This is a genomic window from Mesorhizobium sp. (assembly GCF_041661565.1).
In the GTDB taxonomy this organism is placed as follows: domain Bacteria; phylum Pseudomonadota; class Alphaproteobacteria; order Rhizobiales; family Rhizobiaceae; genus Mesorhizobium.
The window spans coordinates 1-25,961 of the sequence record NZ_JBAZUD010000024.1 but is presented as its reverse complement, the minus strand read 5'-3'; the positions used below and the strand labels follow the sequence as shown (position 1 = coordinate 25,961).

The following is a 25,961-nucleotide window of genomic DNA, read 5'->3' as shown; positions in this document are numbered from 1 at the left end:
TCCGGGCCTGCCTCAGACGTGAGGGGGAGCAGATTGAGCAGGATCGATGGCCTCGTGGCGCAGGACGGGGTCGCAGGCGCGGTTGCGGATGTCGGAGCCGACCGTGGCTTCATTTTCTATCCGAATCCCATTTATCTTCGCTAGACTGGCCTGGTCGGCAAGATGAAGGGATGGGGCAAGCCTCATGGCGGTCTATGTCGACGCGGCGATCTGGAACTGGGCGGGGCATCGCTGGTGCCACCTGATGGCCGACGACACCGACGAGTTGCATCGCTTTGCCGCCCAACTCAGTGTCAAGCGCTCATCCTACCAGGGGCCGCCCAAGACATCGGCGCCGCATTATGACATCACCGGCTTCGAGCGCGACCGTGCGGTGCGTCTCGGCGCCATCGAATGCAGCCGCGAGGAGATCGTTGCGATTTTTCGCCGCGTGCGGGTGCGCAACGGAAAGGTGAAGCGCTGACTGCGATGCGCCGATCGCCGCATCTGGGGCGCAACACGCCGTGACGCTTGCGTTCGGCGCGCATCCCCTCTATATGCGCGCTCATTCCACACACGGACTTTGGTGTCTGCCCGGGAGAAATCCGGCTGAAACCTCCGGTGGCGTTCGAGGACAAAGTTCCGAAAATGCCTGTGTCCGTGGAGGCTAACCGGAAAGGAAATAAGAATGGCTCTGCCTGATTTCAGCATGCGCCAGCTTTTGGAAGCTGGCATTCACTTTGGCCACCAGACCCACCGCTGGAACCCGAAGATGGCGCCCTACATCTATGGCGCCCGCAACAACATCCACATCATCGACCTCTCGCAGACGGTGCCCTTGCTGCACCAGGCGCTGAAGCAGGTTTCCGACACTGTCGCCAAAGGCGGCCGCGTGCTGTTCGTCGGCACCAAGCGCCAGGCGTCCGATATCGTCGCCGACGCCGCGCAGCGTTCGGCCCAGTACTATGTCAACTCGCGTTGGCTCGGCGGCATGCTGACCAACTGGAAGACCATCTCGAACTCCATCCAGCGCCTGCGCAAGCTCGACGAGATGCTGGCCGGCGAGGCCCAGGGCCTCACCAAGAAGGAGCGCCTGAACCTCGACCGCGAGCGCGAGAAACTCGACAAGGCACTGGGCGGCATCAAGGACATGGGCTCGACGCCTGACCTGATGTTCGTGATCGACACCAACAAGGAAGCGATCGCCATCCTCGAGGCCAAGCGCCTCGGCATTCCGGTCGTCGCCATCATCGATTCGAACTGCGATCCGGACAAGATCGATTTCCCGATCCCCGGTAATGACGACGCGGCCCGCGCCATCCAGCTCTATTGCGATCTGGTCGCCAAGGCCGCGATCGACGGCATCGCCCGTCAGCAGGGCGCGCTCGGTGTCGACATCGGCGCTTCGGTCGAAGCTCCGATCGAGCCGGCGCTCGATCCGGCTCCGGCATCGGAAGCCCCCGAGGCTTGATAATCGAAGGCCGGCAACGGCCTTCATCTTTCTCATATTCTGGCACGCTAAACAGACGCACCATCGAGTACCGATGGTGCGTCGGTGCATTCTAGACAAAGAGGCGACAATGAGCATTTCGGCTGCACAGGTCAAAGAACTCCGCGACTTGACCGGCGCGGGCATGATGGACTGCAAGGCGGCGTTGACAGAGACCAACGGCAACATGGAAGAGGCCGTCGACTGGCTGCGCAAGAAGGGCATTTCCAAGGCCGACAAGAAGGCGGGCCGCACCGCGGCTGAAGGCCTGATCGGCGTCGACAACGGCGTGCGCGAGGCAGCCGTGGTCGAAGTGAATTCGGAGACCGACTTCGTTGCCCGCAATGCGGCGTTTCAGGAAATCGTCGCCAATGTCGCCAAGGTCGCCCTGGCCTATGGCACGACGGAGGCCGTGGCCGCCGCGAACTATCCGGGCTCGGACAAGTCGGTTGCCGACACCATCAAGGATGCCGTCGGCACCATTGGCGAGAACATGGGCTTCCGCCGCTCGGCGAAACTGACCGTTCCGCACGGCGCGGTCGCTACCTATGTCCATAACGCGGTTGCCGACGGCCTCGGCAAGCTCGGCGTGCTTGTCGCGATCGAGACCACGGGCAATGCGCATGCCGCCAACGCCTTTGGGCGCCAGGTCGCCATGCACGTCGCCGCCACCAACCCGATGGCACTGACCGCAGAGCAGATCGATCCGGCGGCCGTCGAGCGCGAGAAAGCGATCTTCTCCGACCAGGCCCGCCAGTCCGGCAAGCCGGAAGCGATCATCGAGAAGATGGTCGAGGGCCGTATGCGCAAGTTCTACGAAGAGGTTGTGCTCTTGAAGCAGGCGTTCGTGCTCAACCCCGACATCACGGTCGAGCAGGCGCTGAAGGATGCCGAGAAGGAAATCGGCGCGCCGGCCAAGATCTCGGCCTATCTGCGCTTCGCGCTGGGCGAGGGCATCGAAAAGGAAGAGACCGATTTCGCCGCGGAAGTCGCGGCGGCGGTCAAGAAGTAACGCCGCCTTCGGGCGGTCTATTCTTTCGAAGCAGGTTTCGGCCGGGTCTCCCGCAAGGGGCGCCCGGCCGATGTCCGGCCGATATGCGAGCGCCTGATGCCGTCAGCGGCCGGTCAACGCTTCCGCCCGAGTTCTTATCCTCCGCAAACTGACGATCCGTCACAGCCAGCCGGCCGAGCCCCGACCGCTTGGACCACGGCAGCGTTGCCGGCGTTTGCTGGAAAATCGACCCTGAATTTCCGCTTTGGGCGCCGCGTGACATCGCGGCGGCCTTCGTGTATCGGAACCCCTGTGTCTTGGGATGGCCCCTGCGCGAGAGGGTGGCCGCGCCTGACGCGTCACTTGCAAACGACGAGGCCCAGATGACGGTGAAGCCCCTCTACCGACGTGTCTTGCTGAAAGCGTCGGGCGAAGCGTTGATGGGTGAACAACATTTCGGCATCGACGTATCGGTCGTCGATCGCATCGCCGGCGATATCGCCGAGGCTCGCGCGCTGGGCATCGAGGTCGGTGTCGTCATCGGCGGCGGCAACATCTTTCGCGGCGTCGCCGTTGCCTCCAAGGGCGGCGATCGCGTCACCGGCGACCATATGGGCATGCTGGCCACGGTCATCAATTCGCTGGCGCTGCGCACATCGCTCAACAAGATCGGTGTCGATGCCGTGGTGCTCTCGGCGATTGCCATGCCCGAGCTTTGCGAGAGTTTTTCACAGCGCCAGGCAACCGCCTACATGAATCAGGGCAAGGTGGTGATCTTTGCCGGCGGCACCGGCAATCCGTTCTTCACCACCGATTCGGCGGCGGCCCTTCGAGCGGCCGAAATTGGCGCCGATGCCTTGTTCAAGGGCACGCAGGTCGATGGCGTCTACTCGGCGGACCCCAAGAAGGACCCGAACGCGACGCGTTTCGAGCGTATCAGCCATGGCGAAGTCATCAATCGTGGCCTTTCCATCATGGATACGGCGGCGATTGCACTTGCGCGCGAAAACAACATTCCGATAATCGTCTATTCAATCCACGAGCAGGGTGGTTTTGGCGAAATCCTGAGGGGCCGGGGCCGCTGCACGGTCGTGGCCGACGATTGATCGGCCTGATCCGCAGTCGGCGCGGGCCTTCGGCGAAGGTTCGAACACAGGGCCTGGCCCTGAAGCAATGAACCCGCGTCAGACGGGTCGAGGAGAGACAAGATGAGTGGCGAGTACGACGATCTGAAGCGGCGCATGGATGGGGCAATCGCCGCGTTCAAGCATGACTTGGCCTCACTGCGGACCGGTCGCGCCTCCAGCAACCTGCTCGACGCGATCCAGGTGTCGGCCTACGGCACCACAATGCCGATCAACCAGGTCGCCAACGTATCGGTGCCGGAGCCACGCATGATCTCGGTGTCCGTATGGGACAAGTCGATGGTCGGTGCCGTGGACCGCGCCATCCGCGAATCCAATCTGGGCTTCAATCCGATCGTCGACGGCACCAATCTGAGGATCCCGCTGCCGGAGCTCAATGAACAGCGCCGCAAGGAACTGGTCAAGATTTCGCATGGCTATGCCGAGAACGCCCGCGTCGCCGCGCGCCATGTGCGCCGCGACGGCATGGACTTCCTGAAGAAGGCTGAGAAGGACGGCGACATCAGCGAGGACGATCAGCGCAAGCGCTCCGACCAGGTTCAGAAACTGACCGACGAGACGATCAGCATGATCGATCACCTGCTTTCCGATAAGGAAGCTGAAATCATGCAGGTTTAGGGTTGGCCAACGGCTGACCCGAAAGCGAGAACATGGCAACGCCCGCGCATGTCGCGATCATCATGGACGGAAACGGACGCTGGGCCAAGGCACGCGGCCTGCCTCGTCTTGCCGGCCATCGCGCCGGCGTAGAGGCGCTGCGCAAGACCGTGCGCGCGGCCCCCGGCCTCGGCATCTCGTTCCTGACCGTATACGCTTTCTCCTCGGAGAACTGGTCGCGGCCGAAATCCGAGGTCAGCGACCTGATGGGCCTGCTGAAACTCTTCATCCGGCGTGATCTCGCCGAACTGCACCAGAGCGGCGTGCGCGTGAGGATCATCGGCGACAGGGCAGGGCTGCGGCCCGACATCAGGGGGTTGCTCGACGAGGCCGAATCGCTGACCGCCGGGAACGAAGCGCTGACGCTGGTCATCGCCTTCAACTATGGCGGACGCGACGAGATCGTGCGAACGGCCCGCAAGCTTGCCGCCGCCGCGGCACGCGGCGAACTCGACAGCGAGTCGATCACCGCTGAAAGCTTTGCCGGCTCTCTCGACACACAGGGGATTCCCGATCCCGAACTGGTCATTCGCACCAGCGGCGAACTGAGGCTGTCGAATTTTCTTTTGTGGCAGGCCGCCTATAGCGAGCTCGTTTTCCTGCCCTGCTACTGGCCCGATTTCGGCCGCGACCACCTCGTCGAGGCCCTGCGCGAATTTGCCGGCCGCGAACGCCGCTTCGGCGGACTTGGCCCCCAGGACGTCGCTTCGCGACCGGCGGCGGGATGAGCAATCTGCAGCTTCGCGTCATTTCGGCAATCGTGCTTGCCATCGTCACCCTTGGCTTGACCTGGATTGGCGGATTGCCGTTCCGGTTGCTGTGCGCCGGGATGTCGGCGGTGATCTTTTATGAATGGTCGCGCATGTCGCGTCAGGCCGGCGCGCCAGCGCTGGGCTTCCTGCCCGAAGCACTGATCATTGTGTTCATCTGCGCCCTGGTCGCCGGTCTCGGGGCCTCCTGGCTGCTACCCCTTGTCGTGGTCATCGTCGCCGCGACGGCGGTCGCGGCCTCGGTTCGCAAGGTTGGGCAATGGGAAGCATCCGGCCTTGCCTATGCGGCCGTTTCAGGCCTGTCGCTTGCCTTGCTGCGCGATGGCGACCGTTCAGGCCTCGTCGCCATCCTGTTCCTGTTCGCGGTCGTCTGGGCGACCGACATATTTGCCTATTTCGTCGGCCGCGCTGTCGGCGGTCCAAAACTCGCGCCGTCGATTTCGCCCGGCAAGACGCGCAGCGGAGCACTTGGCGGCGCCGTCGGTGCTGTCGTGGCCGGGCTTGTCCTGGCCGCCGTCGCCGGCGCCGGCAATCTGCCACTGCTTGGCCTTGTAGCCCTCGTGCTTTCAATCGTCTCGCAGGCCGGAGACCTGTTCGAATCCTGGGTCAAGCGCCGGCATGGCTGCAAGGATTCGGGCACGCTGATACCGGGTCATGGCGGCGTCATGGACCGTGTCGACGGGCTTGTCGCGGCGGCTTTCGCGCTGTACGTCATCGGTTGGATTTCCGCGACGGCCGATCATCCAGCGCAGGGGCTGTTTCCCGTTTGAGGGGCGCCGGTTCAAGGTCCAATGCGCGCCGCGCCTTGGATTCGCCCGGATTGCTGTGACAGTCACGGGCTACCCGCGCCGCGGAAGAATTTGAGGGTATGAGTTGAACGAGATTCTCCACGCGCTTTTCAGCACGGAAGGCTTTGCCCTTGGCACGCTGGTGCCTTTCCTCTTTGTGCTGACCGTGGTCGTATTCGTCCATGAGATGGGGCACTACCTTGTCGGCCGCTGGTGCGGGATCGGGGTCAGGGCGTTCTCGATCGGCTTTGGCCCGGAACTCCTCGGCTTCAACGACCGTCACGGCACGCGCTGGAAGCTGTGCGCGATCCCGCTTGGCGGTTACGTCAAGTTCGTTGGCGACATGAACGCCACATCGAGCCAGCCGACCTCGGAAGAGCTCGAGACGCTGACGGAAGAGGAACGCAAGGTCGCCTTCCATACGCAACCGATCTGGAAGCGCGCGGCGACCGTGGTGGCCGGGCCACTGTTCAATTTCCTGCTGACGATCGCCGTGTTCGCGGTGCTGTTTGCCGCCTATGGCCGCTATGTCGCGGAGCCTATGGTGGCGGAGGTGACCGCCGACAGCCCAGCGGCGAATGCCGGCATCCTGCCCGGTGACCGGTTCGTCAGCGTCGACGGCAGCAAGGTCGAAACCTTTGGCGACGTCCAGCGTCTTGTCTCCGGCCGTGCCGGCGATGCGATCACCTTCGTCCTCCTGCGCGACGGCAAGGAAGTCACCGTGACCGCTACGCCTCGGCTGTTGGAGCAGGAGGATGCGCTCGGCAACAAGGTCAAGGTCGCCGTGATCGGCGTCGTCAACAACAAGGAACTTGGCCAGCCGAGGCTCATCACCTACACCCCGGTCGCGGCGATCGGAGCCGCGGTCGAGGAAACGGGTCACGTCATCCAGCGTACCGGCCAGTTCATGCAGCGCTTCGTCGTCGGGCGCGAGGACAAGTGCCAGTTGGGCGGCCCGGTGAAGATCGCCGACATGGCGGGCAGGGCGGCGAAACTTGGCTTCGAATGGCTCGTGCAACTGGTCGCTTTGCTGTCCGTCGGCATCGGGATTCTGAACCTTTTGCCGATTCCCCCCCTCGACGGAGGGCATCTCTTGTTCTACGGGGTGGAGGCCGTCATACGCCGTCCCGTGTCGGAACGGATGATGGAAATGGCCTATCGCGCCGGGTTGCTTCTGGTCGTCTGCTTCATGGGTTTCGTTTTCTGGAACGATCTGTTTGGATGCTGAAATCATTAAGAAATTTGGCTTTGGCACCCGCGATGTTGAGACGCCGTTTACCATGCACGGGGATATGAGTGACGCGAAAGCCACGCGACAGGGTTAAGTAAATACAAATTAACCAGAAGCCTTGCGTGTAGGGAAAATCCGGTTAATACGGTAGGAGAAATTACCGCACGTCCGGTTTTCTCGCCGTGGGGACTACGAGAAAAGGTTATAAAGCCCGATGAAGGCAGCATCCAAGTTTCTGAGCGCCGCTTCCGCGGCGGCCCTGTCCGCCGCTCTGGTCGTGCCAGGTTCGCTCGCGGTACAATTCGTTGCCACATCGGCGGCCGAGGCCGCTGTCGTCAGCCGGGTTGAAGTGAGCGGCAACCAGCGCGTCGACGCCGACACGATCCGCAACTACATCACCATCAAGCCGGGCAAGGCTTTCTCCAGCTCCGACATCGATGCCGCGATCAAGGCACTGTTCGGGACCGGCCTGTTCTCCGACGTCCAGATCAATCAGGTCGGTTCGACGCTGGTGGTCAAGGTCGCCGAGTACAAGGTCGTCAACCAGGTGCTGTTCCAGGGCAACAAGAAGCTCAAGGACAATGCGCTCCAGGCCGCGGTCCAGTTGAAGCCGCGCGGCACGTTCTCGCAGGCGACGCTCGATGGCGACGTCGAGTCCGTGAAGGCCGCTTACAAGCGTATCGGTCGTGACGATGCCGGGGTGACCGCCCAGGTCATGGATCTCGGCGACAATCGCGTCAACGTGGTTTTCCAGATCACTGAAGGCGACCGCACGCAGATCGCGGCAATCAATTTCGTCGGCAACAGCGCCTATTCGAGCCGCCGCCTGTCGGACATCATCAACACCAAGCGTTCGTCCTGGGTTTCGTTCATTCTGCGCGATGACGTCTATGACGACGACAAGCTGCGCGCCGACCAGGAACTGCTGCGCCGCTTCTACTACAATCACGGCTATGCCGATTTCCAGGTCGTGTCCGCAGTCGGCGAGCTCGACAGCGCGACGAACAAATACACGGTCACCATCACCGTGCAGGAAGGCGACCGCTACACGTTCGGCGACATCAGCGTCGAAAGCACGATCCCGGAAGTCGACGCGAAGTCACTGGAATCGGTGGTCGAGACCCATAAGGGCGACGTCTACAACGCCAAGAATGTCGAGGACTCCATCATCGCGCTGACCGAAAAGGTGGCCGGTTCGGGCTATGCCTTTGCGCAGGTGACGCCGCGTGGCGACCGCAATTTCGAGAACCACACCATCTCTGTGGTCTACACCGTCGACCAGGGCACCAAGGCCTATGTCGAGCGCATCGAGATCCGCGGCAACGACCGTACGCGTGACTATGTCATTCGTCGCGAATTCGACGTCAGTGAAGGCGATGCCTTCAACCAGGTGCTCATCCAGCGCGCGAAGAAGCGCCTGGAGAACCTTAATTACTTTGAGAAGGTCGACATTTCGACCGTGCCGGGCTCGCAGCCCGATCAGGTCGTGCTGGTGGTCGACGTTGTCGAGAAGTCGACTGGTGAATTCTCGGTTGGCGCCGGATACTCGACCGGCGGCGATACGGCCGGCCCGTCCGTCGAAGGATCGATCACTGAGCGCAACTTCCTCGGCCGTGGCCAGTTCATCAAGGTGTCGGCCGGCGGCGGCAAGAATTCGCGTGACTATAGCCTGTCCTTCACCGAACCCTATTTCCTTGGGCGGCGTATCGCTGCCGGCTTCGACATTTACCAGTCGACCAGGCAATACAAGAACAACTACAACAGCGACACCACCGGTGCGACGATCCGTTTCGGCTTGCCCATTACCGAAAGCATCTCGACCCAGTTGGCATATAATATTTCTCGTGAGAAGTATGAACTGGATGACGGCTGCGGCACGCCCACTATCGGCGATCCAGACGGTCCAAATTGCACTATATCGCCAGCCATCCTTGATGGCATAGACCAAAGCCCATGGATCAAGTCATCGATCAGCCTCGGGCTGGTGTACAACACCATTGACGACATGAAGAACCCGCATGAGGGCATTTACGCGACCACGACGGCGGAGTTTGCCGGTCTCGGTGGCGATGCCAAATATGTGAAGCTGACCGGTCGCGGCAGCATCTATCAGACGCTCTCGGAGCAGCTTGATCTTGTCGGCCTGATTTCTGGCGGTGCGGGCCACGTTCAGGGCTACGGCGGCGATGGCGAATTGCGCATCTTCGATCAGTTCCAGAGCACTGATCGCATGATCCGCGGCTTTGCTTATGGCGGCATCGGCCCTGTGGACCCTGTCACGGGCGACCATCTCGGCGGCACCACTTACTTCAATGCCTCCGCGGAAGCGCAGTTTCCGCTGCCGGTCGTTCCCGAGAGCTTTGGCCTGCGTGGCGCCGTGTTTGCGGACGCTGCCACACTCTACGGCAGCAAGGTCACCAGCGTCGCTCAGGAGTCTACTGACCTGGAATTGCGGGCATCGGTCGGTGTTGGTCTGATGTGGGCCTCGCCGTTCGGCCCGATCCGGATCGACTATGCGATCCCGGTCAAGAAGCAGGCTCGCGACGACGTGCAGGAATTCAACTTCGGCATATCGACCCGCTTCTGATCGGCGGCCAACGATGCTCCCGGATTTTCTTGGTCCGGGAGAAATGTTCCGACCTAGCTGGATATAGCTTCTGGAATGACCGATCCGGTGTTCTTCGCGCCATCACGCCGGTATACGGCGGGCGAAGTCGCGAATCTGACCGGCTCGGTGCTTGTCGATTCCGGCCACTCCAATATTGCGATCGAAGCGCTCGCTCCCGCCAATGAGAGCCGCGAGCACGCCCTGGTGTTTGTCGACGGCAGGCGCAACTCCGCGCTGATGCCGTCGCTGCGCGCGGCCGCGGTGCTGTGTACGGCTGAGTTTGCCGCCAAGGCGCCGGCCGGCATGGCCGTTCTGGTTCATCCGCGTCCGCAACAGGCCTTCGCGCTGGTCGGTCGCCTGCTGTTCCCGACGGCCGCGACGCCGGGCGCCGTCACAAGTGAAACCGGTGTCTCACCGCATGCCTTTGTCGATCCGACAGCTCACGTCGAGGCCGGGGCGATCATTGAGGCCGGCGTGGTCATTGGGCCAGGTGCCTCGATCGGCAGCGGCACGGTCGTCGCCCCCAATGCTGTCATCGGACGCTCCTGCCAGATCGGCCGCGACGGCTATGTCGGCCCGGGCGCCAGTATTCAGTATGCCTTGGTCGGCAACCGCGTCATCATCCATGGCGGCGCCAGGATCGGTCAGGATGGCTTCGGCTTCGTCGGCGGAGCCAAGGGCCCGGAACGCGTCCCGCAGGTCGGACGGGTCGTGATCCAGGACGACGTCGAGATCGGTTCGAACACCACCGTCGATCGCGGCGCCATGTCCGATACGGTGATCGGCCAGGGCACCAAGATCGACAATCTGGTGCAGATCGCCCATAACGTCCGCATCGGCCGCAATTGCATTATAGCCGGGCTTTCGGGTATCTCGGGATCCGTGGTCGTGGGCGACAATGTCACCATGGGCGGCGGCGTCGGGCTGGCGGATCACCTGACCATCGGGGCAGGGGCCAAGCTTGCCGCCAGAAGCGGATTTATGAGCAATGTCCCCGCGGGCGAGATTTGGGGCGGTTACCCGGCGCAGCCGATGGCGGAAGCCATGCGCGAGATAGCCATGCTGCGCAAGCTGGCCAGGAACCGCAAACAGGGCGAGGGAGGCAATGGCTGACATGATCGCGGCGACGACGCTTGAAGCGGTCGACATCATGGGGCTGATGAAGCTCCTGCCGCATCGTTATCCTTTCCTGATGATCGACCGCATCATCGACATCGACGGCGACGAGTCTGCCGTCGGCATCAAGAACGTGACCATAAACGAACCGCATTTTCAGGGCCATTTCCCTGATCAGCCGGTCATGCCGGGTGTGCTGATCGTCGAGGCGATGGCACAGACGGCCGGCGCCATCTGCATTCGCAGCCTTGGCACGGAAAAGCCTTCGCTGGTCTATTTCCTGACCATCGACAATGCCAAGTTCCGAAAACCGGTCGTGCCCGGCGACCAGTTGCGAATCTATGTAAAGAAGATCAAGAAACGCGGCAACCTGCTCAAATTCGCTTGTGAAGCCATGGTCGACGGCGCCAAGGCTGCCGAGGCCGAGATTTCGGCCATGATGGTGACCAGCGACTGACGATCGAGTGCTTATGAAAATCAACACAACAATCCATGCTTCCTCCGTGGTGGAAGAAGGCGCTCAAATCGGGCAAGGCGTGCGCATTGGGCCGTTTTGTTATGTGAGCGCCGATGCGGTGATCGGCGACGGCGTCGAACTGGTCAGTCATGTCTCGGTTCTGGGCGCGACCACCATCGGCGCCTCGACCAAGGTCTATCCGATGGCGACGCTGGGCGGGCCGCCGCAGAACACCAAGCACAAGGGTGGCCGCACCACCTTGGTCATCGGCACGGGCTGTACGATTCGTGAAGGCGTCACGATGCATCTCGGCACCGATTCAAGCAGGGGCGAGACGACGGTTGGCGACAACGGCAATTTCCTGGCCTATGCGCACATCGCCCATGACTGCGTGGTCGGCAACAACGCGACCTTCGCCAATGGAGCGACGCTGGGCGGCCACTGCGAGGTCGGCAACAATGTCTATATCGGCGGCCTGAGCGCGGTGCATCAGTTCGTGCGCATCGGCGACAACGCGTTCCTGGGCGGTTGCTCGGCGATCGTCGGCGATGTCATTCCCTATGCCATCGCCGTCGGCAACCGGGCCAGCCTGCGCGGGCTCAACATCATTGGCCTGAAGCGGTCCGGCCTGCCCAGGTCGGAGATCCAGCTGCTGCGTAAGGCCTACCGAATGATCTTCGATCGTTCGCGCACCGTCGGCGAGAACATAGAGTTCGCCAAGGTGGAGTTCGCGTCATCACCGACCGCGATGAAGATCATCGATTTCATCAGCAGCCGCGGCAAGCGGCATTATGCTGTGCCTTCGCTCAAGGGCGGCGACGGCGACGATGTCGATGACGAAGACTGAGAGGGCGACAACGGATCTCCTTCTTCCGCCGGGTTCCAGGGTCGGCATCATTGCCGGTGGCGGCAGCCTGCCGGTGGAAGTCGCGGCGAGTGCCGCGGAGCAAGGTTATCCTCCCTTTGTCATCATCATGGAGGGAGAGGTCGACCGCATGGCGGAACTCTCCCGCTACGAGCACGAAAGCTTGGCCCTGGAAGGCATCGGCTCGCTGATACCTTTGCTGAGACGCCACAGCGTCACCCATCTGGTGCTGGCCGGCGAAATCAAGCGCAGGCCACACCTGCTTGCATTGCGCCCCAGTCTCAGCCTGCTCGCGGTCATTCCGTTGGTGGTCAAGGCGCTGGCGCGCGGTGATGACGGCTTGCTGAAAGTGGTGGCGCGGGGCCTCGAAGCGCGCGGCATAAAGATCGTCGGCGCCCACGAAATCGTGCCGAACCTTGTCGCCGGCGAAGGTGTGCTGACAGAAGCTGCGCCAACGAAATCCGACTGGCTCGATATTGAGGCGGGCCTCGCGGCGGCAAAGGCCATAGGAGCGCTGGATATCGGCCAGGCGGCGATCGCCGTGGGCGGCAGGACCATTGCGCTGGAAGGCATCGAAGGAACGGCCGGATTGCTCGACCGGGCGAAGCTGCTTCGCGGACACGGCCGCATCGCCGGAAGGACACGGGGCGTACTGGTCAAATGCGCCAAGCCCGGTCAGGAGTTGCGCGCCGATCTCCCGTCCATCGGTCCGCAAACCGTGGATTCGGCGCACGCCGCCGGGCTTGCGGGCATTGCCGTCGAGGCGGGACGCTCCCTGGTTCTCGAAGGTCCCGCGACCATGGCGCGTGCCAATGCGCTCGGCCTGTTCGTGATCGGTTTGCCTCCTGGCGCGGAGCCGCATCATGGCTGACAAGGCGTTGAAGATCGCCATCGTGGCCGGCGAAGAGTCCGGCGACCTGCTTGGCGCCGACATTGTGCGCTCGCTCGGCAAGGCGACCGGTCGGGAGGTGCGACTGGTTGGTCTCGGCGGCCGCCACTTGCAGGCGTTGGGGCTGGTTCCACCATTCGATGCCGGCGAGATCGCGCTGATGGGCTTCAGCGCCATCCTGCGCGACCTGCCGCGCCTGATGCGGCGCATCAACCAACTGGCCAAATCCATCGCCGACGAAAAGCCGGATTGCCTGATCACGATCGACAGTCCGGACTTCTCATTGCGCGTCGCCAGGAAGGTGCGTGCAGCCAATCCGTCGATCCCCATCATCCACTATGTCTGCCCCAGCGTGTGGGCCTGGCGTCCCAGCAGGGCGGCCGCGATGAAGCCCTATGTCGACCATATCCTGTGCATCCTGCCATTCGAGGTGAAGGAGCTGGAACGGCTGGGCGGGCCGCCCGGCACCTATGTCGGGCATCGCCTCATGCACGATGCCGGTGTACTCGCGGCGGCCAAGGCGCAGGATCTCCCGCGCGACCTTGCAGAGGACCGGGTGAAGACGCTTCTTGTCCTGCCCGGTTCGCGGCGCGGCGAGGTGCGGCGTCTGCTGGAGCCGTTTGGAGAGACCGTGTCGCTGTTGCGGGCTCGAGGGCATCGCCTTCGGCTGATGTTGCCGACGGTGCCGCATGTCGCGGAACTCATCCGCGCGGGGGTAACAAGGTGGGATGAAAAACCCGAGATCATCCTTGATCCCCAGCGCAAATGGCAGGCCTTCGGCAAGGCTGATGCCGCGCTGATCGCATCGGGAACCGTCTCGCTGGAGCTGGCGCTGGCCGGTGTGCCGATGATATCCTGCTACAGGCTCGACCCCGTTGCGCGCACCGCCGCGCCGTATCTGGTGTCCGTCTGGTCGGCGCTGCTGCCCAATCTGATCTCGGATCGCGCGTTGATCCCGGAATTCTACAACGAGTACGTCAAGCCGAACAATTTGTGCCGACAGTTGGAAGCATTGTTCGCCGACAGCGGCATGCGCGCCTGGCAGAAGCAGGGCTTTGACGAGATCAGACGGCGCATGGCGACGGAAAAACCGTCCGGCGACATCGCGGCGAGCGTGGTGCTGCGTCAGATAAGAAAGGCGCCCTGACGGCGCCTTTCAAGTCAGACAAAAGCGCGCGATCAGCGCTTGGCGATCGGCACGTAGTCGCGCTCCGGCGCCCCGGTGTAGAGCTGGCGCGGGCGGCCGATCTTCTGGCGCGGATCCTCGATCATTTCCTTCCACTGCGCGATCCAGCCTACGGTGCGCGCGACGGCGAACAGCACGGTGAACATGGTGGTGGGGAAGCCCAGCGCCTTCAGCGTGATGCCGGAGTAGAAGTCGACATTCGGGTAGAGCTTCTTCTCGATGAAATAGGAATCGGTCAGCGCGATCTTTTCCAGTTCCATGGCGATGTCGAGCAGCGGATCGTCCTTGATGCCGAGCTCGCCCAGCACTTCATGCGCGGTCTTCTGCATGATCTTGGCGCGCGGATCGTAGTTCTTGTAGACGCGGTGACCAAAGCCCATCAGCCGGAACGGATCGTCCTTGTCCTTGGCGCGGGCGATGAATTCCGGGATGTGATCGACATGGCCGATCTCGCCTAGCATGTTCAGCGCCGCCTCATTGGCGCCGCCATGCGCGGGGCCCCACAGGCAGGCAATGCCCGCGGCAATGCAGGCGAACGGGTTGGCGCCCGACGAGCCTGCAAGGCGGACCGTCGAGGTCGAGGCGTTCTGCTCGTGATCGGCATGCAGGATGAAGATGCGCTCCATGGCGCGCGCCAGCACAGGGTTGATCTTGTATTCCTCGCACGGCACGGCAAAGCACATATGCAGGAAGTTGGCCGCGAAATTCAGCTCGTTCTTCGGGTAAATGAACGGCTGGCCGATATGGTATTTATAGGCCATGGCGGCGATGGTCGGCATCTTGGCGATCAGCCGCATCGACGCCACCATGCGCTGGTACGGATCGGTGATATCCGTGGAGTCGTGGTAGAAGGCCGACAGCGCGCCGACCACGCCGCACATCACCGCCATCGGGTGCGCGTCGCGGCGGAAGCCGGTGAAGAAGCGCGACATCTGCTCGTGCACCATGGTGTGGCGCGTCACGCGATAGTCGAAATCGTCCTTCTGCGCCTTGGTGGGCAATTCGCCGTAGAGCAGGAGATAGCATACCTCGAGGAAGTCGCCGTGTTCGGCCAGCTGGTCGATCGGATAGCCGCGATGCAGCAGTATGCCGGCATCGCCGTCGATGAAGGTGATTTCCGACTCGCAGCTCGCGGTCGAGGTGAAGCCGGGATCGTAGGTAAAGGCGCCGGTCGTGCTGTAAAGCGAGGCGATGTCGATGACATCGGGCCCGACCGAGCCGCTTCGCACCTTGAATTCGTGAGTCTTGCCGCCGAACTCCAGCTTCGCCGTGGCGTCCTGGGTCTTGCCGCCAAATTCCAATTTTGTCGCAGCTTCGGTCATTGCAAACTCCTTATTGTTTCCTCATGCCGGCAACGGCACATTCCGCGAAGCGACACATCGGAACTACCGCAATGCGCGTAGTCGCCACCGCATTTTTCGGGAGTGCGTGTCAGATTGGGCCAAGGCCTAATGTTGCACTGCGAAACCCACCTTTCAATGCCAATCTTCTTGGGCCAGTTTGGCGCTAATCGATTTGATCGGCGATGCGCGCCAGGCTTTCCTCCCGGCCGAGCACGGCCAGCACATCGAACACGCCAGGCGAGGTGCTCCTGCCGGTCAGGGCGGCCCGCAAAGGCTGGGCTACGCCGCCGAGTTTGTGCCCTCCGGCCTGCGCATAGTCACGGATCGCGGCCTCCGCCGCCGGGGCCGACCAGTCGCCGGAAAGCCCGTTCAAAGCTTCGTGAGCGCCGCGCAGGATCTTGCGTGCGTCGTCGGTCAGCAGCTGGGCGGCCTTGTCGTCGAGCGGGAGCGGCCGCCTGGCGAACAGGAACGCGGCGCCGTCGACCAGCTCGACCAACGTCTTGGCGCGCTCCTTCAGGCCGGGAAGTGCTGCGAGCAACTGTGCCTTGTTATGGTCGTCCAGGCGTGCGGCCATTTCCGGCCCGCCCTCGAGATAGGGCAAGGTGGCAATGAAGATATCGAACAGGTCCGAATCGGCCATGCGGCGCATATGGGCGCCGTTGATCGCTTCCAGCTTGGCGAAGTCGAAACGGGCGGCGCCCTTGTTGACATCGCCGATGTCGAACCAGGCGATCATGTCCTTGATCGACATGATCTCGTCGTCGCCATGGCTCCAGCCTAGGCGCGCCAGATAGTTGAGCAGCGCCTCCGGAAGGTAACCCATGGCACGATAGGCCTCGACGCCGAGCGCCCCGTGCCGCTTCGACAGCTTGGCGCCATCGGCACCGTGGATAAGCGGGATATGCGACATGGAGGGCACCTTCCAGCCCATGGCGTCGTAGATCACGGTCTGGCGGGCCGCGTTGGTCAGGTGATCGTCACCGCGGATGATATGGGTGACGCCCATGTCGTGGTCGTCGACGACGACGGCATGCATGTAGGTCGGATTGCCGTCCGAACGCAGGATGATGAAATCGTCGAGATCCTTGTTGGGGAAGCGTACCTCGCCCTGGACGCGGTCATGGACGACCGTCTCGCCCTCTGTGGGCGCCTTCACGCGGATCGCGCCCTTGACGCCTGCTGGCGCCTCGGAGGCATCGCGCTCGCGCCACTGGCCGTTGTAGCGCGGCGGCAGGCCCTTGGCACGCGCTGCTTCACGCATCGCCTCGAGCTCGGCCGGCGTCTCGTAGCTGTAATAGGCCTTCCCCATGCGCACGAGTTCCTCGGCCACCTCGCGGTGGCGCGGCGCGCGCTCGAACTGCGATACAGGCTCGCCGTCCCAGGAAAGACCGAGCCAGGTGAGGCCGTCGAGGATGGCTGCCGTCGCCGCGTCGGTCGAGCGTTCCCTGTCGGTGTCCTCGATGCGCAGCAGCATCGTGCCGCCCGTGTGCTTCGAGTACAGCCAGTTGAACAGCGCTGTGCGCGCACCGCCTATGTGCAGATAGCCGGTGGGTGAAGGGGCAAAACGGGTGACGACCTTGTCGGACATGGAACTCTCGGAAAGCGTCTGAGATGGGGTGCGGATGCGCGGGCTTTCGCGCTGGTGGCGTTCATGTAGCATAGGGCGTCAAGGGTGCAAGGGGCAGACCCGATGGCTGGACGAGGCCGGGGCTCGGATCAGGGCGAGGACGCTGTCATCGGCGTCAGCGAGCGATCCCTGTTTGCGCCTATGCCGGGCCCGCCTCTGCCGGCATTGCCGCCGGCGAATCGCCCCGGCAACGACCCGTCTCGGGTGGATATGCCGGCGTCTAGCCCGCCTGCCCAAGCCGGTGTGGTCGAGCGTGTGCGCCGGTGGATCGGTCCGATATCACTGCCTCGCCTGCGCCACGACGTGGCCGTGGCGGCCGATCTGGAACTGGACCGGGGCATCGGCTTCCTGCTGGTGCCCGTCTGCCTCGCAGTTGGGGCGATCGCCTATTTTTCGCTGGCCGCGGAGCCTGACTTCGCAAGGCTCATTGCGGTCGTTGTGCTGACCGGGCTTTGTGCGCTTGTCTCGCGGTCCTGGCCGAAAACCCATCTGTGCTTCATGGCGGCATTTCTGTGCACACTCGGACTGCTGGCCGCGAAGGTCGAGACATGGCGGGCAGGGACCCAAGTGCTGGGTTCGGAGATCTCGACCCAAATCACCGGCCGCGTCGTCTCGCTCGACCAGATGGAGACCGGCCGCATCCGGCTGACCATCGACGTTGTGTCGACGGCCCGGCCGAAACTGCGCTACATGCCGACGAGGGTTCGGCTTTCGGCACGCAGGATCCCGGCGGACATGACGGCCGGCTCGCTGATATCGGGCTACGCCAAGCTGTTGCCGCCAACCGGTCCGGTGCGGCCCGACAGCTACGACTTCTCCTTCGATAGCTATTTCGCCGGCATTGGCGGCAGCGGGTTCTTTCTGGGCAATCCAAGGATTGTTGCCGCCGGTGACAACGATGTGCCTTTGTCCTTGCGCTTGTCCTCCTCGATCGAGAATGCCAGGGAGGCCATAGCTGACCATATCAGGAGCATTGTGGGTGGCGCGGAAGGCGAGATTGCCGCGGCACTCATCGTCGGCGTGCGAGCCGGTATTCCCGACGAGATCAACGAATCGATGCGGCGCACCGGCATCTACCACATCATCTCCATTTCCGGTCTGCACATGGCCCTGGTCGCGGGGACCGTCATGGGGCTGCTGCGCGGCGCGTTGGCGCTGTTTCCGGACTTGTCCGCACGCCGTGCGGTGAAGAAATACGCCGCTGCAGCGGCCCTGTTCTCGATTGCCGCCTATCTCGTCATCTCGGGCGTGGTTGTTGCCGCCGAGCGCAGCTTCATCATGCTGGCGGTGATGCTGATTGCCGTGCTGTTCGACAGGGCGGCGCTGACCATGCGCAATCTGGCGATCTCGGCGATCGCCGTCATCGTGGTGTCGCCCCATGAAGTGATCGGCCCGAGTTTCCAGATGTCGTTCGCCGCGACCGCGGCCCTGGTCGGCGCCTATGCCGGCTGGGCGGACCACCGGGCGGGCCAGACAAGATCGCCGCCGCCGAAGCGGTCGTTGCCAGGCTTCCTTACACGGAAAGTCCTGCACTCGGCAGGTGGGTTGGCAATGACCTCGATCATTGCCGGCAGTGCCACGGCGCTGTTTGCCATCTGGCATTTCCAGCGTGTGTCGCCGCTCAGTCTGTTTGCCAATCTGGCAATCATGCCGATCGTGTCCGTCGTGATGTTCCTGGCGGTTGCGAGCGCGTTGCTGATGCCGTTCGGATTGGATTGGCCAGCCCTCTACTTGATGGGCAAAGGCCTGACGGCGATGATCGCGATATCGGCGTGGATTTCCGAACGGTCGCCGGTCGACGCGGTCGGGCTGATTTCGCGCCAGTCCGTCATTCTGGTGGCTATAGCCCTGGTCATTGCGACGACGGCGACGACCTGGTTGCGGCTGGCCGCCCTTCCAGTCGCGCTTGCCGGACTGCTCACCGTCTCGCAGACGCGAACGCCGGACGTGCTGATCTCAGAGGATGCCCGGCTGATTGCACTGCCAATTGGTGGCGGCGAACTCGCCGTCAGCCGGCCACGTCCGAACGAATTCACCGTCGACAACTGGAAACGCGCGCTGAAATCCGAGAGCATCGTCGTGCCGGAAGTGTTCAGCAAGGGTGAAGGCCAGTTCAACCTGGCGGATGCCGCCGAACTGCCGCCTGGCGCGCCCTTCTATTGCACCGAAGGCGTCTGTCTCGCCAGACATCCTTCCGGAGCCATCATCGCGCATGTCGAGGATCGCAAGGACGCGTGGAAAGCTTGCGCCTTCGCGAACCTGATCGTCATCGACGATGCAACCGCCTATGACCCCTGTCACAACCCGCTGGTTCTCGTCATCACCAAGCGGCAACTCGCCCGCAAGGGAAGTGCTGCCGTGTTCTTCGATCGACAATCGGCGATCGCGCCTGCGACCGTGAGCTTCGCGGTCGACAGCCCGTATCGGCCTTGGCATGCCCAGCGCGCATTCTCACGCGAGGCGAGGGGCCTGCCTCCCTACCGCAAACCGGAAAGGCCGACAGCCCCTGTTCAGTAGCGCCTGATCAGCCCGACGAGCTTGCCTTGCACCTTGACCCTGTCAGGTCCGAAAATGCGCGTCTCATATGCCGGATTGGCGGCTTCCAATGCAATCGAAGCGCCCTTGCGGCGAAACCGTTTCAGCGTCGCTTCCTCTTCGTCGACCAGCGCCACGATGATCTCGCCAGGCTGGGCGGTGTCGGCGTTGCGGATGATGACGGTATCGCCATCGAAGATGCCGGCCTCGATCATCGAGTCGCCCTTGACCTCCAGGGCATAGTGCTCGCCGCCCATGATCATATCAGGCGGCACCGAAATCGAATGTGTCTGATGCTGGATGGCGTCGATCGGCACACCGGCGGCGATGCGACCCATCACCGGGATCGACACAGCGGCGACAGCGTCGTCATCATTGCCAGCGGGCATCCGCGACGACGCCGGCTTGATTTGCCTGCCAAGTCCACCCTGCCCAGATCCGTTCTGGCCGAGACTGCCCTGGATGACGCTTGGCGAGAACTTCTTCGCCGCGTTGAGCCCGGGCGCGATCGAGTCCGGCAGGCGCAACACTTCCAGCGCGCGTGCCCGGTTGGGCAGCCGGCGAATGAAACCGCGCTCCTCCAGCGCCGTGATCAGCCGGTGGATGCCCGATTTGGAAGCAAGGTCGAGCGCTTCCTTCATCTCGTCGAAGGATGGCGGGATGCCGCTCTCCTTGAGGCGTTCATGGATGAACATCAGCAGTTCATGTTGCTTGCGCGTCAGCATGGCGGCCCCCACGGAGTGAACGAAGGTCTGCAACGGAATCGGAAAAACAAACCCAGAACAAACACTATCTGTTCCAGTTGTGTTCCGCAACCGTTTAAAGTTTAATGAATTTGTTAAGCTGGCGGAAATTATCTCCAACCGGGCAATGGGGCAGAGCGGCACGAACCCGCCGCGGACGCGAAGTGCCGCCGTTGAAATTGTTTGGTTAATAGCTGGTAAACGGTCCTGCGCTTGCGCTTGCCACCACCCCTCGCAGATCTCCGCGCCCTAAGCCGTCAGCCCTTGTTCGCGCAGGTTTGCCGTGAACGAAACGAAGACAAAACGCCAACCCTATGGCGGATATGAATGCCGCGACTTGGATATACCGTCGGCGACAAGGTCAGGTGACTGCGTCCTTGATGGCGAAACGCGGGTCCTTCCATGCATCGGTGCGCAGAATGTCTTCCAGCACCTCGACGGCCTGCCACACATCCTTGTAGCCGACATAGAGCGGCGTGAAACCGAAACGGATGGTCGAGGGCGCGCGGAAATCGCCGATAATTCCGCGCTCGATCAAGGCCCGCATGATCTGGTAGCCATGATCGTGAAGGAACGACACCTGGCTGCCGCGCCTGGTCGGGTCGCGGGTGCTCTCGAGGGTCAGGCCGTAGGCGCCACACTTGGCTTCGACGAGTTGGATGAACAGTTCGGTCAGCGCGACGCTCTTCCTTCGCAGTGCCGCCATGTCGACGTCGTTCCAGATGGCAAGCGCGCCTTTGAGTGCTCGCATCGACAGCACCGGCTGCGTACCGCACAGGAAACGGCGTATCCCGTCGCCGGCGACATAAGCTCGCTCGAAAGCAAAGGGCCGCGCATGTCCCCACCAACCGCTGAGCGGTTGCCTTATATCGCCATGGTGGCGCTGCGCGGCATAGATGAAGGCCGGTGCGCCTGGGCCGCCATTGAGGTATTTGTAGCTGCAGCCGACGGCGAAGTCGGCATTCGCTTGGTCGAGTTCGACCGGCAGCGCACCGGCGGTATGACAAAGATCCCAGATGATCAGCGCCCCGGCGGCATGGGCCTTGCTGGTCAACGCCGCCATGTCGCGCAGTTCACCCGATTTGTAGTTGACGTGATTGACCAGGATCACCGCGACGTTTTCGTCGATCAGATCCTCGATCGTTGGCGCATCGACGCCCGCAAGACGCAGCGAGGCGCCATCACGGGTCGAGGCGACACCTTCGGCGATGTAGAGGTCGGTGGGAAAGCTGTCGCCCTCGGCGACGATCACCGTCCTGCCATGCCGTATCTCCAGCGCCGCATGCAAGACCTTGTAGATGTTGATCGACGTCGTGTCGCACACCACGGTCTGGCCGGCCGCCGCGCCGATCAGGCGTCCGATCTGGTCACCAAGTTCAATCGGCATATCGAACCATCCGGCGGTGTTCCAGGCCCGGATGAGATCCTGGGCCCATTCGTGGCTCGCCGCCTGCTTCAACTCGCCAAGGACGGCATGCGACGCCGCCCCAAGCGAATTGCCGTCGAGATAGATCACGCCTTTCGGCAGGATGAAACGATCGCGCATGGCGCGCAGCGGGTCCGTGGCATCCATCGCTTCGATCGCGGCCAGATCGGGAATTCCACTCATTTTCGGTCTATCCTCGGTTATTGCCGAAGGTTTCCGCGACAAGCGCTGCTTCGGTTGCCTGTCTCATCGCGACGTAGTCAGAGCCTGGTACGAACCGTCCACAGCTCGGGAAATAGGACGACCTCGAGCATCTTCTTGAGGTAGGAGGCGCCGGAGGTGCCACCGGTGCCGTGTTTCAGGCCGATGATGCGCTCAACCGTCGTGACGTGGTTGAAGCGCCAGCGGCGGAAATAATCCTCGAAGTCGACCAGCTTCTCGGCCAGTTCGTAGAGCATCCAATAGCGTCGCGGATCGCGGTAGACGGTCTGCCAGGCGACCAGCACATCCTCGTTTTCGACGCGGGTCTCGCGCCAGTCGCTGCGCGTGGCATCGGCACCGATGTCGAAACCGTTGCGGGCGAGCAGCAGCAGGGCCTCGTCGTAGAGGGATGGCGCGGCCAGGATCGCCTCCAGCTTCTGGCTGAGGTCGGGCCGGTGTTTGTGCGGGCCGAGCATGGCGAGGTTGCGGTTGCCGGCCATGAATTCGATGGCGCGATATTGCCAGGACTGGAAACCGGAGGACTGGCCGAGCGCCTCGCGGAACTCGGTGTATTCGCTGGGCGTCATCGTGCGCAGCACATCCCAGGAATTGTTCAGTTGTTCGAAAATCCGGGCAACACGCGACAGCATCTTGAAGCTCGGCTCGAGCCGGTCGGCGCGGATGGAACGGATCGCGGCGCCGATCTCATGCAAGGCCAGCTTCATCCAGAGTTCCGAGGTCTGGTGCTGGATGATGAACAGCATTTCGTCATGCGCCGAAGACAGCGGCGCCTGCGCGCCGAGCACTTTGTCGAGGTGCAGGTAGTCGCTGTAGGACATGCGCTCCTGGAACGACATCTGCGCGCCTTCGGACGCCGGATCGTACGGCTCGGTCAATTGATCTTCTCCGTGCGCAGCCGGAAGCGCTGGATCTTGCCGGTCTGGGTCTTGGGCAGGGCGGCGAGGAATTTGACCGATCGCGGATACTTGTAGGGCGCGATCGTTGCCTTGACGTGGTCCTGCAAGCGCTTGGCGGTCAAGGCATCCGGCGCCACACCTTGCAGCAGGACGACATGCGCCTCGACGATCTGGCCGCGTTCGGCGTCCTCGGCGCCGATCACAGCGCATTCGGCGACGTCCGGATGCGACAGCAGCGCCGCTTCTACCTCGGGCCCCGCAATGTTGTAGCCGGCGGCGACGATCATGTCGTCGGAGCGCGCGGCGAAATGGAAGTAGCCGTTTTCGTCCTGCATGAACGTGTCGCCGGTCAGGTTCCAGCCGTCGCGGACATAGTCCTTCTGCCTGTCATCGGCCAGATAGCGGCAACCGGTCGGCCCGCGGACGGCCAGCCTGCCTGCCATGCCGCGCGGCAGTTCGTTCATCTCGTCGTCGACGATGCGCGCTTCGTAGCCACCCACCGGCTTGCCGGTCGACGCCGGTCTCATGTCGTCAAGGCGATTGGAGATGAAGATGTGCAGCATTTCGGTGGCGCCGATGCCGTCGAGGATCGGCTTGCCGGTCTTTCTCGTCCACTCTTCGAAGACCGGAGCGGGCAGGGTCTCGCCGGCAGACACGGCGACGCGCAAGGAAGACAGGTCGGCGCCTTCGTCCATGGCCTTGAGCATCGCGCGATAGGCAGTCGGCGCGGTGAAGGAAATCGTGGCTTTGTAGGTCTCGATGATGTGGATCATGTTGGGCGGCGTTGCCTGCTCCAGCAAGGTCGCCGCCGCGCCGAAGCGCAATGGGAAGATGGCGAGGCCACCAAGGCCGAAAGTGAAGGCGAGCGGTGGCGAGCCGACAAAGACATCTTCCGGTGTCACCTGCAGGATCTCGCGGGCGTAGCTATCGGCGATGATCAGGAGGTCGCGGTGGAAATGCGTCGTCGCTTTCGGCACGCCTGTCGTGCCCGAGGTGAAGCCGAGCAGGGCGACGTCATCGCGCCCGGTGTCGACGGCGGTGAATGTCACCGGCTTGTCGAGGGCGACACGGTCGAGTTCGGCATCATGATTGGCGGTACCGTCGAAGCCGATGACCTGCTTCAGGAACACGCTGTCCTTGGCGCAGGCCGTCATTTCGTCCATCAACCTGGTGTCGCAAAGCGCGGTCGTGATTTCGGCCTTGTCGACGATCTTGGCAAGCTCGCCCGCGCGCAGCATGGGCATGGTGTTGACGACCACGGCGCCGATCTTGGTGGCGGCCAGCCAGCAGGCGACCATTGCGGGGTTGTTGGCCGAGCGGATAAGCACCCGGTTGCCTGGCACGACGCCGTAATTTTCCACCAGCGCGTGGGCCAGCCTGTTCGTCCAGTCCGATAGTTCCTTGTAGGTGCGGCGGCGGCCGTTGCCGATTAGGGCGGTGCGGTCGCCGAGACCCTTTTCGACCAGCCTGTCGGTCAGTTCGACGCCTGCATTGAGGCGTTCTGGATAGTCAAAACCATCGAGCAGGAGATCAGGCCATTGCTTGGACGGCGGCAGGTTATCGCGCGTGAACGTGTCGATATGCGCTGAAGGCCCAAGCATGTCGCCATTGTCCTATCTGCCGCCTTGCCAGTGCACCTGGCCCGAAGGGTGGATCTGAGAGTGCTGCTTTCCAGGAAGGCGTCGCGTGCCGCTGTTACACCTTGCCTCAGAACGTCAAGCGTCCTCGGTTTACGGCAGAGCGGCGGACCTCCCATTGTCGCTGTCCGTCGCAGAGGATCGCACCGGTCGAAATTTGTTTCAAGCCTAAAATGTTTTGGCGCTGAAGCATTGACGCTTGGCGTGCCGATGGCCATTGCTGGTGCCGCGACAAATGCCGTTTGGGGTAGGGGCCAATGTTCGAACGTCACATCGCCGATTGGGATAATGCCTACGCCAATGGCGCGAACATCGCCGACAGCGACCGCTGGCCAGCCGCCTGGGCGAAACCGGCGCAGGCCTTTCGCGATGCGCTCTCGGCCGACGGCCGGGCAAGGCTGGATATCCCCTACGGGGATGCACCGCGCACCCGGCTCGATCTCTTCCTTCCCGTTGCCGCGCCCAAGGGATTGGTGGTGTTTATCCACGGCGGTTACTGGTTGCAGTCCGACAAGAGCGGCTGGTCGCACCTTGCCAGTGGCGCGGTCAGCAGCGGCTTTGCCGTGGCGATGCCCTCCTACACCCTGTGTCCGAACATCCGCATCGCCGGCATCGTCGGGGAAATCGGTGCCGCGATCACCATGGCGGCGGGATTGGTCGAAGGCCCGCTGATGCTGACCGGGCATTCTGCCGGCGGACATCTCGCCAGCCGCATGGTGACCACGACCACGCCGCTGGCGGGCGAGGTGGCACAGCGAATTCGCCGCGTCGTCTCGATTTCAGGCGTCCACGATTTGCGTCCGCTCATGCGCACCGGGATGAACACGACGCTGGCGCTCGACGAGGAGGAGGGGCTGGCTGAAAGCCCGGCGCTGCTGCGGCCGATGGATGGCACCCGCATCACGTGCTGGGCCGGTGGCGGCGAGCGTGCCGAGTTCCTGCGCCAGACCGTTTTGCTCGCCAATATCTGGACTGGCCTTGGCGCCACCACCAGCACCGTCATAGAGCCTGATCGTCACCATTTCGATGTCGTCGACGGCCTCGCCGATCCGGCGCATGCGCTGACGCGGACGTTGCTCTCGGAGTAAAACCCGAGAACTATTTATCATCAATAGCTTGTCTGTCCGGTCTTCAGCGTAGCATCAACACCCGGCAGGGCTCGCCGGGGGCCGTAGCGCGGGCAAACGGCTCCCGCACGATCAGCCCGTTGGCGTCCGCCAGCATCCGCAGCATCGAGGAATCCTGGATGCCGAACGGCGTCGCGACGAGGGCGCCGTCATCTTCGCGGACCACTGAGCGCACATAGTCCTGGCGCAGGTCGTTGGCTGGCAAGGCGGCGCCCAGGCGCGCCGGACGAATAT

At 62.9% G+C, this 25,961-nt stretch carries 22 protein-coding genes and 1 pseudogene; 16 read left to right on the top strand and 7 right to left on the bottom strand.

From position 1 onward, the window contains the following. Positions 1–184 precede the first annotated feature (184 nt). The 14 genes from WC739_RS06775 to lpxB all read left to right on the top strand — a co-directional run bounded on the left by WC739_RS06775 (position 185) and on the right by lpxB (position 14,132). Entirely contained in the window at positions 185–463 is a 279-nt protein-coding gene (locus tag WC739_RS06775; RefSeq protein WP_372952251.1) for a DUF4031 domain-containing protein, read from the top strand. A gap of 204 nt (positions 464–667) precedes the next feature. After that, on the top strand, positions 668–1,450 hold the full coding sequence (rpsB, locus tag WC739_RS06770; protein ID WP_372952250.1) for a 30S ribosomal protein S2: 783 nt from the start codon (positions 668–670) through the stop codon (positions 1,448–1,450). A 109-nt stretch (positions 1,451–1,559) separates the two neighbouring features. Then, positions 1,560–2,480, top strand: coding sequence for a translation elongation factor Ts (gene tsf, locus WC739_RS06765; RefSeq protein WP_372952249.1), 921 nt, complete (start codon positions 1,560–1,562; stop codon positions 2,478–2,480). Positions 2,481–2,842: 362 nt separating this feature from the next. Continuing rightward, on the top strand, positions 2,843–3,565 hold the full coding sequence (gene pyrH, locus WC739_RS06760; protein ID WP_372952248.1) for a UMP kinase: 723 nt from the start codon (positions 2,843–2,845) through the stop codon (positions 3,563–3,565). 102 nt (positions 3,566–3,667) lie between these two features. Further along, on the top strand, positions 3,668–4,222 hold the full coding sequence (frr, locus tag WC739_RS06755; protein ID WP_372952247.1) for a ribosome recycling factor: 555 nt from the start codon (positions 3,668–3,670) through the stop codon (positions 4,220–4,222). A gap of 32 nt (positions 4,223–4,254) precedes the next feature. Continuing rightward, entirely contained in the window at positions 4,255–4,989 is a 735-nt protein-coding gene (locus WC739_RS06750; protein WP_372952246.1) for an isoprenyl transferase, read from the top strand. Then, positions 4,986–5,801, top strand: a complete 816-nt coding sequence (locus WC739_RS06745) for a phosphatidate cytidylyltransferase (RefSeq protein WP_372952245.1) — start codon at positions 4,986–4,988, stop codon at positions 5,799–5,801. Before WC739_RS06750 ends, WC739_RS06745 begins: the two co-directional genes overlap by 4 nt. A 103-nt stretch (positions 5,802–5,904) precedes the next feature. Then, complete coding sequence (gene rseP / locus WC739_RS06740) at positions 5,905–7,047, top strand: RIP metalloprotease RseP (RefSeq protein WP_372952244.1); 1,143 nt, start codon at positions 5,905–5,907, stop codon at positions 7,045–7,047. Positions 7,048–7,264: 217 nt separating this feature from the next. After that, the gene (gene bamA / locus WC739_RS06735; RefSeq protein WP_372952243.1) at positions 7,265–9,637 is read left to right on the top strand and encodes an outer membrane protein assembly factor BamA; all 2,373 of its coding nucleotides are present in this window, start codon (positions 7,265–7,267) and stop codon (positions 9,635–9,637) included. Positions 9,638–9,712: 75 nt separating this feature from the next. After that, positions 9,713–10,771, top strand: coding sequence for a UDP-3-O-(3-hydroxymyristoyl)glucosamine N-acyltransferase (gene lpxD, locus WC739_RS06730; RefSeq protein ID WP_372952242.1), 1,059 nt, complete (start codon positions 9,713–9,715; stop codon positions 10,769–10,771). Further along, complete coding sequence (gene fabZ, locus WC739_RS06725; protein WP_372952241.1) at positions 10,764–11,231, top strand: 3-hydroxyacyl-ACP dehydratase FabZ; 468 nt, start codon at positions 10,764–10,766, stop codon at positions 11,229–11,231. Before lpxD ends, fabZ begins: the two co-directional genes overlap by 8 nt. A gap of 13 nt (positions 11,232–11,244) precedes the next feature. Continuing rightward, a complete protein-coding gene (gene lpxA, locus WC739_RS06720; protein ID WP_372952240.1) occupies positions 11,245–12,078 on the top strand; it encodes an acyl-ACP--UDP-N-acetylglucosamine O-acyltransferase in 834 nt (277 codons plus the stop codon). Next, positions 12,065–12,967, top strand: a complete 903-nt coding sequence (locus tag WC739_RS06715; RefSeq protein WP_372952239.1) for an LpxI family protein — start codon at positions 12,065–12,067, stop codon at positions 12,965–12,967. Before lpxA ends, WC739_RS06715 begins: the two co-directional genes overlap by 14 nt. Beyond that, complete coding sequence (gene lpxB, locus WC739_RS06710) at positions 12,960–14,132, top strand: lipid-A-disaccharide synthase (protein ID WP_372952238.1); 1,173 nt, start codon at positions 12,960–12,962, stop codon at positions 14,130–14,132. The genes WC739_RS06715 and lpxB overlap by 8 nt, the downstream gene beginning before the upstream one ends. 32 nt (positions 14,133–14,164) lie before the next feature. Here lpxB and gltA read toward each other — a convergent pair whose 3' ends face one another. Then, entirely contained in the window at positions 14,165–15,493 is a 1,329-nt protein-coding gene (gene gltA / locus WC739_RS06705) for a citrate synthase (RefSeq protein WP_372952237.1), read from the bottom strand. A 184-nt stretch (positions 15,494–15,677) separates the two neighbouring features. Next, positions 15,678–17,102 (bottom strand): glutamate--tRNA ligase, encoded by a 1,425-nt coding sequence (gene gltX / locus WC739_RS06700; protein ID WP_372952236.1) that lies wholly within the window; start codon positions 17,100–17,102, stop codon positions 15,678–15,680. Between the two features lie 102 nt (positions 17,103–17,204). On the opposite strand from gltX, the gene WC739_RS06695 reads away from it, so the two are divergent. Further along, on the top strand, positions 17,205–19,658 hold the full coding sequence (locus tag WC739_RS06695; protein ID WP_372952235.1) for a ComEC/Rec2 family competence protein: 2,454 nt from the start codon (positions 17,205–17,207) through the stop codon (positions 19,656–19,658). Here the strand turns inward: WC739_RS06695 and lexA are convergent. The 4 genes from lexA to WC739_RS06675 all read right to left on the bottom strand — a co-directional run bounded on the left by lexA (position 19,652) and on the right by WC739_RS06675 (position 24,564). Then, positions 19,652–20,401 (bottom strand): transcriptional repressor LexA, encoded by a 750-nt coding sequence (lexA, locus tag WC739_RS06690; protein ID WP_372952234.1) that lies wholly within the window; start codon positions 20,399–20,401, stop codon positions 19,652–19,654. The two genes, WC739_RS06695 and lexA, sit on opposite strands and share 7 nt — an antisense overlap. A 379-nt stretch (positions 20,402–20,780) precedes the next feature. Continuing rightward, a complete protein-coding gene (kynU, locus tag WC739_RS06685) occupies positions 20,781–22,028 on the bottom strand; it encodes a kynureninase (protein WP_372952233.1) in 1,248 nt (415 codons plus the stop codon). Positions 22,029–22,105: 77 nt separating this feature from the next. Then, the gene (kynA, locus tag WC739_RS06680; protein WP_372952232.1) at positions 22,106–22,942 is read right to left on the bottom strand and encodes a tryptophan 2,3-dioxygenase; all 837 of its coding nucleotides are present in this window, start codon (positions 22,940–22,942) and stop codon (positions 22,106–22,108) included. After that, on the bottom strand, positions 22,939–24,564 hold the full coding sequence (locus tag WC739_RS06675) for an AMP-binding protein (RefSeq protein ID WP_372952231.1): 1,626 nt from the start codon (positions 24,562–24,564) through the stop codon (positions 22,939–22,941). Before WC739_RS06675 ends, kynA begins: the two co-directional genes overlap by 4 nt. Positions 24,565–24,857: 293 nt before the next feature. On the opposite strand from WC739_RS06675, the gene WC739_RS06670 reads away from it, so the two are divergent. Further along, positions 24,858–25,688 (top strand): alpha/beta hydrolase, encoded by an 831-nt coding sequence (locus WC739_RS06670; RefSeq protein WP_372952230.1) that lies wholly within the window; start codon positions 24,858–24,860, stop codon positions 25,686–25,688. A 43-nt stretch (positions 25,689–25,731) separates the two neighbouring features. Here WC739_RS06670 and WC739_RS06665 read toward each other — a convergent pair. After that, positions 25,732–25,961 (bottom strand): annotated as a pseudogene (locus WC739_RS06665) (molybdopterin molybdenumtransferase MoeA); the annotation flags it as partial.

What these genes read in the sequence shown, in the direction of transcription:
- WC739_RS06775 (WP_372952251.1), top strand. Translation starts at nt 185, where the DNA reads ATGGCGGTCTATGTCGACGCGGCGATCTGGAACTGGGCGGGGCATCGC.
- rpsB (WP_372952250.1), top strand. Translation starts at nt 668, where the DNA reads ATGGCTCTGCCTGATTTCAGCATGCGCCAGCTTTTGGAAGCTGGCATT.
- tsf (WP_372952249.1), top strand. Translation starts at nt 1,560, where the DNA reads ATGAGCATTTCGGCTGCACAGGTCAAAGAACTCCGCGACTTGACCGGC.
- pyrH (WP_372952248.1), top strand. Translation starts at nt 2,843, where the DNA reads ATGACGGTGAAGCCCCTCTACCGACGTGTCTTGCTGAAAGCGTCGGGC.
- frr (WP_372952247.1), top strand. Translation starts at nt 3,668, where the DNA reads ATGAGTGGCGAGTACGACGATCTGAAGCGGCGCATGGATGGGGCAATC.
- WC739_RS06750 (WP_372952246.1), top strand. Translation starts at nt 4,255, where the DNA reads ATGGCAACGCCCGCGCATGTCGCGATCATCATGGACGGAAACGGACGC.
- WC739_RS06745 (WP_372952245.1), top strand. Translation starts at nt 4,986, where the DNA reads ATGAGCAATCTGCAGCTTCGCGTCATTTCGGCAATCGTGCTTGCCATC.
- bamA (WP_372952243.1), top strand. Translation starts at nt 7,265, where the DNA reads ATGAAGGCAGCATCCAAGTTTCTGAGCGCCGCTTCCGCGGCGGCCCTG.
- lpxD (WP_372952242.1), top strand. Translation starts at nt 9,713, where the DNA reads ATGACCGATCCGGTGTTCTTCGCGCCATCACGCCGGTATACGGCGGGC.
- fabZ (WP_372952241.1), top strand. Translation starts at nt 10,764, where the DNA reads ATGGCTGACATGATCGCGGCGACGACGCTTGAAGCGGTCGACATCATG.
- lpxA (WP_372952240.1), top strand. Translation starts at nt 11,245, where the DNA reads ATGAAAATCAACACAACAATCCATGCTTCCTCCGTGGTGGAAGAAGGC.
- WC739_RS06715 (WP_372952239.1), top strand. Translation starts at nt 12,065, where the DNA reads ATGACGAAGACTGAGAGGGCGACAACGGATCTCCTTCTTCCGCCGGGT.
- lpxB (WP_372952238.1), top strand. Translation starts at nt 12,960, where the DNA reads ATGGCTGACAAGGCGTTGAAGATCGCCATCGTGGCCGGCGAAGAGTCC.
- gltA (WP_372952237.1), bottom strand. Translation starts at nt 15,493, where the DNA reads ATGACCGAAGCTGCGACAAAATTGGAATTTGGCGGCAAGACCCAGGAC.
- gltX (WP_372952236.1), bottom strand. Translation starts at nt 17,102, where the DNA reads ATGTCCGACAAGGTCGTCACCCGTTTTGCCCCTTCACCCACCGGCTAT.
- WC739_RS06695 (WP_372952235.1), top strand. Translation starts at nt 17,205, where the DNA reads ATGGCTGGACGAGGCCGGGGCTCGGATCAGGGCGAGGACGCTGTCATC.
- lexA (WP_372952234.1), bottom strand. Translation starts at nt 20,401, where the DNA reads ATGCTGACGCGCAAGCAACATGAACTGCTGATGTTCATCCATGAACGC.
- kynU (WP_372952233.1), bottom strand. Translation starts at nt 22,028, where the DNA reads ATGAGTGGAATTCCCGATCTGGCCGCGATCGAAGCGATGGATGCCACG.
- WC739_RS06675 (WP_372952231.1), bottom strand. Translation starts at nt 24,564, where the DNA reads ATGCTTGGGCCTTCAGCGCATATCGACACGTTCACGCGCGATAACCTG.
- WC739_RS06670 (WP_372952230.1), top strand. Translation starts at nt 24,858, where the DNA reads ATGTTCGAACGTCACATCGCCGATTGGGATAATGCCTACGCCAATGGC.